This window comes from Peptoniphilus phoceensis (assembly GCF_001517665.2).
Lineage (GTDB): Bacteria > Bacillota > Clostridia > Tissierellales > Peptoniphilaceae > Peptoniphilus_A > Peptoniphilus_A timonensis.
Window position 1 is genome coordinate 1 of sequence record NZ_LN999805.1, and the last position, 6,731, is coordinate 6,731.

The window sequence follows — 6,731 nt, forward strand, 5'->3', positions numbered from 1 at the left end:
AAGCAGCTTATGGCTGGTGGAGGAATTGTACTAATCGGTATTAAATTAATTCCACTACTTGCAAATGTTTTAAATTAGGAGAAAGTCTATGTTTGGTATCTTTGACAAGCTAACTGAATTTTTTAAGGATATGCTACTCGGAGGTATCAAAGCAAATCTTGAGTCCATGTTCTTAGATATAAATGACAAGGTAGGAGTTATTGCAACTGATGTTGGGAAGACGCCAATGGGTTGGAATGGAGAAGTATACAACTTCATAAAAAACATTAATGATAATGTGATTGTTCCAATAGCAGGTCTTATTATAACAGCAGTATTATGTATTGAACTCATAAATATGGTTATGCAAAAAAATAATATGCATGATACAGATACTTTTGAGTTTTTCAAATACATTATAAAGATGTTTATAGCAGTCTACCTTGCAAGCCATGCCTTTGAATTTTCAATGGCAGTCTTTGATGTGGCACAAAATCTTGTAAACAAAGCGGCAGGGGTAATCACTACTTCTGCCACTGTTTCAGGAGATCAGATAGTTGCAATGGTTGATACATTAAAAGAAAAAGAAATAGGTGAGCTTTTAATGATATTAGTTGAAACAAGCCTAGTGAGGATTGCAATTCAATGTATATCTTTAACTATTACCTTAATAGTATATGGGCGTATGTTTGAAATATATGTCTACTCATCAGTATCATCCATACCATTTGCGACTATGGGAAATAAAGAATGGGGTCAGATTGGAACAAATTATATCAAGGGACTTTTTGCCTTGGGACTACAAGGTTTGTTTTTGATGATATGTTTAGGTATCTACACCGTTTTAATAAGAACGGTACAGGTTACAGATATCCACGCAAGCTTGTTTAGTATATTAGGATATGCTCTATTACTTGGACTTATGATGTTTAAGAGTGGAACAGTTGCAAAAAGTATTATGAATACGCACTAGGAGGAATAAATGTTAAAAAAGAAAAATTGTGCTTTATTGGGACTTGGGATTTTATTGGGAGGAACTTATGAAATCTTAAAAGAGAAAAAAAGAAATGAAGAGATTAGAAACTTAAAGAAGAGAATAAACAGACTCGGAAGATGTCACAATGAATTTGTTATGTATCAAGGAGAATACAATGACAGAAATGAAGAAAAACAAGAAGAATTAGAAGAAAGAATTAGCTACCTAGAAGAAGAAACAACATCTAATTATGACCATATACTTGAACTTTCCAAAGAAGAAGTAGAGGGAGATTAAAATGGCGTATGTACCAATACCAAAAGATTTGGACAAGATTAAAACAAAGGTTGCCTTTAACTTAACTAAAAGACAACTTATAGGTTTTTCTGTGGCAGGACTAATTGGCATACCAACCTATTTATTTATGAAGAAATATCTACCTAATGATGTTTCAATCATTGTAATGCTAATAGTAACCCTGCCGATCTTTTTTATAACCTTATATGAAAAAGACACTTTAACTTTTGAAAAGTATTTTAGATTTTTCTATCTTCATAAGTTTTATCAACCAACTAAGAGAATAAGAAAGGAGGCATACCTTGAAGCAAAGAAAAAAGCAAATCAGCGACTTAAATCTAAGGGAAAAACAATTAAAAAAAGACAGAAAGGAAGTAAGAAGGCTAAAAACAAAGAAAGAACCAACAAATAGTCTACTAAGTGTACTTTTAAAGAAAGAGAAAAAGAGATTTACTGTTGAGGATACAATTCCCTATATAAGAATGTTACCAGAGGGCATTTGCCAGTTAGATGAAAAAAATTATTCAAAGACAATTTCATTTCAAGATATAAATTACCAGTTGGCATTGGAAGAAGACAGAGATTTAATCTTTAACCAATTTGCCAACTTTTTAAATTCTTTTGATCCAAGTGTCCACATTGAACTTTCATATGTAAATCAATTAGGAAGAAATAGAGACCTACAAGATGCAATTAAAATTGCTGATAAGGGAGACTTCTATGACGATGTAAGAAAAGAGTTTAGGGAGATGTTAAAGCTTCAACTTGCAAAGGGCAATAACGGACTTAAAAAGATGAAGTATATAACCTTTACCACAGAAGCCGATAACCTAGAGCAAGCAAGAGCAAAGTTAAATAGACTTGAAGTAGATATTTTATCTAACTTTAAATCTATGGGAGTAAGAGCAGAAAGCCTTGATGGCGAAGAAAGATTAAGACTTGTTCACGATATGTTAAATCCAGACAAAAACTTTAATTTTTCATATAAAGATTTGAAGAAGAAAGAGTCTACAAAATCACATATAACTCCCAATATATTTAATTTTGCACCAGCAAATAATTTAAAATTTGGGAAATTCATCGGAGCAGTAAGCCATTTTCAAATACTTGCGAGTGAGTTATCAGATAGAATGTTATCTGAGTTTTTAGATATTGATGACAATATTTATGTAGCTTTTCATATAGATGTAGTTGAACAAGCAGAAGCTATTAAACTCATTAAGAGAAAAAACACAGACCTAGACAGAATGAAAATTGAAGAACAAAAGAAAGCAGTACGTGCTGGATATGATATGGATATTATTCCATCAGATATAAATACTTTTGGAGCTGATGTTAAGTCCATGTTATCTGACTTACAAAATAGAGATGAAAGGCTCTTTGTAGTTACCATAGTAATGATGAATTTTGCTAGGACTAATCAAAAATTAGAAAACACTATTGCACAAATCTCATCGATTGCAAACAGACATAATTGTCAGGTGAAAAGATTATCTCATCAACAAGAGCAAGGACTTGTTTCTGTCTTACCTTTAGGAGTTAATCAAGTCGAAATAAAAAGATTTTTAACTTCATCATCAACGGCAGTCTTTATGCCTTTTACAACAGAAGAATTATTTATTGATTCAGCAAATTCCTTGTATTATGGCTTAAACGCTCTTAGCCAAAACTTGATTATGGCAGATAGGAAGAAACTAAAGAACCCTAACGGACTAATATTAGGTACACCAGGTTCTGGTAAATCTTTCTCGGCAAAGAGAGAGATGGCAAATGCAATTCTTGTAACAGATGATGATGTAATTATTTGTGATCCTGAAGGCGAGTATTCAAATCTTGTAAAACAGTTTAATGGAGAAGTTATTAAAGTTTCAGCAAAATCAAAGGACTACCTAAATCCACTAGATATTAATATGAACTATGGAGATGGGGACGCGCCTTTAAAGGATAAGGCAAACTTCATAATGTCCATGCTTGAACTTGTAGTAGGAGGATCTGGTCTTACTGCTGCAGAAAAATCTGTTATAGATAGGTGTTTACCAAAGATATATCAAAAATATTTTGAAGACCCAAAACCAGAAAATATGCCAATATTAGGAGATTTATACGATATGCTCCTATCTCAAGAAGAGGGAGTTGGTAGGAAGCTCGCAACAGAAATGGAAATTTATGTTAAAGGAAGTCTTAATGTCTTTAATAATAGGTCAAATGTTGATCTAAATAGGCAATTGCTCTGCTTTGATATAAAAGAGCTAGGAACACAACTTAAAAAAATAGGTATGCTTGTAATTCAAGACCAGGTTTGGAACAAGGTTTCCTTAAATAGAGGAAGCAAGTCCACAAGATACTATATAGACGAGTTCCACCTTTTATTAAAAGACCCACAAACTGCTTCATATTCAGTAGAAATCTGGAAAAGATTTAGAAAATGGGGTGGTATTCCAACAGGCATAACTCAAAACGTAAAAGACCTATTAACAAGTCAGGAAATTGAAAATATCTTTGATAATACAGACTTTGTTCTAATGTTAAATCAAGCATCTGGAGATAGAGATATTCTTGCTAAGAAATTAAAAATATCGCCTTATCAGTTAAACTATATTACTAATTCAAACGCAGGGGAGGGACTATTATTCTTTGGAAATACTATTGTTCCCTTTATAGATAAATTCCCTAAAGACACTATGCTATATAAGCTAATGACAACTAAACCAGAAGAAGCTAAGTAGGTGTGATATGGATAAAAAACTAAAAAAAGATTTTCAAAAGAAAATTATACGAAATAGGGACGCTCCTGAAAAGAATATTGATAGTAAACTTGTTCATTCAGATGATTATACCAATAAGATAATTAAAACTAAGGATAGGTTCGGAGATAAAATTTCAGAAAAAGAATCTAAACTTATTCATGAGAATGTATTAGCTAAAGATCAAAAACAAGATAAACTAAAAGATTTTCAGAAGGCTAAAAACAAGGAAAGAATTAGAAAAGAAGTTTTAGATAATAAGGATACGGCTGAAGAAACAAAACAAGCTAATCTTGAAATAAGGACAGATGAAAGCTTTAAACTTGATGCAGAGTTAGATGTAGACTTCAAAAAAGTAAATTTTGACAGTGAAAACAGTAGAAATATTAATTCTAATAAACTAACAACAGATGATATTTCAGCTAACGCTCAACCAATAAGCAATAAGAAGCCATCAAGTAAAAGACAAGTTCTTAAAAATTATGAGGATAAACTTATCCATAGTAAGGATAAATTCCAAGACAAAATCAACGATAAAGAGTCTAAGCGAATCCATACAAGCGAAGATAAACCTATCGAAGCAAAGAAAAGCAATAGAATATATAGAAAAGATAAGCTTGTTAAAGATGAAGTAAGCAAGAACGAGAGTAATACTAATATCGATAAAAAGCAAAAGCAGAAACTTTATCAAGAAAAAAAGTTTAGAGATAAGGAAAAAATTTCTAATGAAATAGATATAGAAAAAAAGCTAAGTGAAGTTAATACAGATAAGAATTTTGATAATCCTGATCTTAAAGACAATAATCAAGAATTTATAAAAGATGAAAAGGAAACAAGCCTTAAACCTTCAGAACAAAAGAAAGTTAATAAAAAGAAGACTTACTACAAGAGAAAAAAATATGAAAGTGATAAATTCACTCGTAAGAAAATCGATGACTTAAAAAATGAATCTAAGAAAGTTACACCGAAAGATTCTAAGAAATCACAAGATGTTAAAGATTTTATCTCAGATAAAAAGATTGGAGAGCTTGAAAAGTCTAAAAGCAAGCTAAAGGATAATATTTTAAAGAATAAAACTAAAGGAAGCCTATCTTCTGGGGTTTTATTATCTGGAGCTAAGTCATCAGAGTTAGTGAGAGATTATCTAAGTTCAGGATCTGACAATACTGGTGTAGAATCTGGAGAAAAGGCCGCTAATGTAAGCTCTAAACTCCAGCATGGAATAAGGAAGTATAAGCTAGATAAAAAGAAAAAGTCCTTAAAAAAGCTATCTAAACTTGATAAGAAAATAAAAAAGAGAAAAAGCAAGTTGGAGTTTAAAAGCGGCTTAGAAGATTTAAAAAAGTCAGACGCCTATATAAAGAAAAATAGATTTAAGAAGTTTTACCAGAGAAAACAAATGAAGAGCATGATAGCTAAAAAGCACGAAACAAGACTGATAGATAGAGTTAAAAAAGCTATTTTAAGTTTAGGTAAGGCTTCTAAAGAGCTAATCGTAAGAAAAAGTAAGATGGTTCTATTTCTAGTAATAGGGCTAGGTCTTATGCTATCAATCATGATTGGTGGCGGAAGTGTTGGTATGAGTGGATTAAGTAACTCAGTAAACTCAGTAATGACAACAACATACCTATCACAAGATACAGTTCTAAGTGAAGTTAATCAAGAATTTTCATCAATGGAATATGACCTACAATCACAAATAGAAAGTGTAAAAGCAAGTCATCCTGGATATGACGAATATATCATAAACAAAGAAGGAGAAATTGGTCATAATACCCATGAACTTTTATCCTATATAACTTCACGATGTGGAGAAGTAAAATCAGCATCTGAAGTAAAAGGAATTTTAAAAGAGCTTTTCGATAAGATGTATAAACTTGATTTTAAGGAAGAAATTGAAATTAGAACAAGAACAGTAGCAAAAACTAGATATGATAGTCGTGGCAATCCTTATACTAGCTATGAAAAAGAAGAGTACGAATATAAAAAGTTAATTGTAACTTTAAAGAAAAAAGAAATGGATGAAGTTGTTAGGGAAATATTTAAAGATTATCCAGACAATGTAGTTCATTATGAAGCTCTTCTTGAAGCTAAGGGGAATATGGGAGATGTTTTTGGATCAGGTAATGGCGACTTAGGAGAAATAGTAGACAATCCTAACTTTGGAAATCCTGGTCTAGCTTTTGATTCAGCTACTGCCAAAGCCTTATTTAATGAAGCAGAAAAACATATAGGAAAAAGATATGTGTTTGGAGCAAGTGGACCATCTAACTTTGACTGCTCAGGCTTTGTGTGTTGGTCTTTTACAAAGTCTGGTGTAAAGAGAATGCCAAGAACAACTGCATGGAGAATATACAAAGACTATTGTAATCCAGTAAGTCCAAGTAAAGCTCAACCTGGAGATATTATATTTTTCCACTCAACATATAACAGTGGAACACCAATATCTCACGTAGGAATATACGCAGGTAACGGAATGATGATTCACGCAGGAGATCCAATTCAATACACATCAATAAATTCAAAATATTGGAAATCACACTTTTATGGTTTTGGAAGACCAAGATAGAAGGGAGATATTATGTGAACAGAAAACTTATAAGTATTAGAAACAAAAAGAAAAAAATAGAAGAGAAATTGAAAGATTTAAATGCAAGATACAAGGAAATCTGCGATGAAGAAATACAAGTTGAAAATGAAGAAATAATTGTAACTCTTAGGAGGAACAATATTAG

At 31.7% G+C, this 6,731-nt stretch carries 6 protein-coding genes; all 6 read left to right on the forward strand.

Annotated elements, in window-relative coordinates:
* Window positions 1-9: 9 nt before the first annotated feature.
* Genes BN3657_RS00070 through BN3657_RS00095 form a run of 6 tightly spaced genes read left to right on the forward strand, consistent with a single transcriptional unit; the run spans window position 10 to window position 6,565 of the window.
* The gene (locus BN3657_RS00070; protein WP_425325277.1) at window positions 10-78 is read left to right on the forward strand and encodes a Maff2 family mobile element protein; all 69 of its coding nucleotides are present in this window, start codon (window positions 10-12) and stop codon (window positions 76-78) included.
* Window positions 79-88: 10 nt separating this feature from the next.
* Window positions 89-952 carry a VirB6/TrbL-like conjugal transfer protein, CD1112 family gene (locus BN3657_RS00075; protein ID WP_000466918.1) on the forward strand — a complete coding sequence of 288 codons (864 nt, stop codon included), beginning with the start codon at window positions 89-91 and terminating at the stop codon, window positions 950-952.
* 9 nt (window positions 953-961) lie between these two features.
* Complete coding sequence (locus tag BN3657_RS00080; RefSeq protein ID WP_047211601.1) at window positions 962-1,252, forward strand: hypothetical protein; 291 nt, start codon at window positions 962-964, stop codon at window positions 1,250-1,252.
* Window position 1,253: 1 nt separating this feature from the next.
* Window positions 1,254-1,664, forward strand: coding sequence for a PrgI family protein (locus tag BN3657_RS00085; protein ID WP_053308424.1), 411 nt, complete (start codon window positions 1,254-1,256; stop codon window positions 1,662-1,664).
* Entirely contained in the window at window positions 1,555-3,978 is a 2,424-nt protein-coding gene (locus BN3657_RS00090) for a VirB4-like conjugal transfer ATPase, CD1110 family (RefSeq protein WP_082380133.1), read from the forward strand. Before BN3657_RS00085 ends, BN3657_RS00090 begins: the two co-directional genes overlap by 110 nt.
* 7 nt (window positions 3,979-3,985) lie before the next feature.
* Complete coding sequence (locus BN3657_RS00095) at window positions 3,986-6,565, forward strand: C40 family peptidase (RefSeq protein WP_062551285.1); 2,580 nt, start codon at window positions 3,986-3,988, stop codon at window positions 6,563-6,565.
* The last annotated feature ends 166 nt before the right edge of the window (window positions 6,566-6,731 follow it).

Coding starts and splice junctions, on each gene's coding strand:
- BN3657_RS00075 (WP_000466918.1), top strand. CDS start 89: ATGTTTGGTATCTTTGACAAGCTAACTGAATTTTTTAAGGATATGCTA.
- BN3657_RS00085 (WP_053308424.1), top strand. CDS start 1,254: ATGGCGTATGTACCAATACCAAAAGATTTGGACAAGATTAAAACAAAG.
- BN3657_RS00095 (WP_062551285.1), top strand. CDS start 3,986: ATGGATAAAAAACTAAAAAAAGATTTTCAAAAGAAAATTATACGAAAT.
- BN3657_RS00080 (WP_047211601.1), top strand. CDS start 962: ATGTTAAAAAAGAAAAATTGTGCTTTATTGGGACTTGGGATTTTATTG.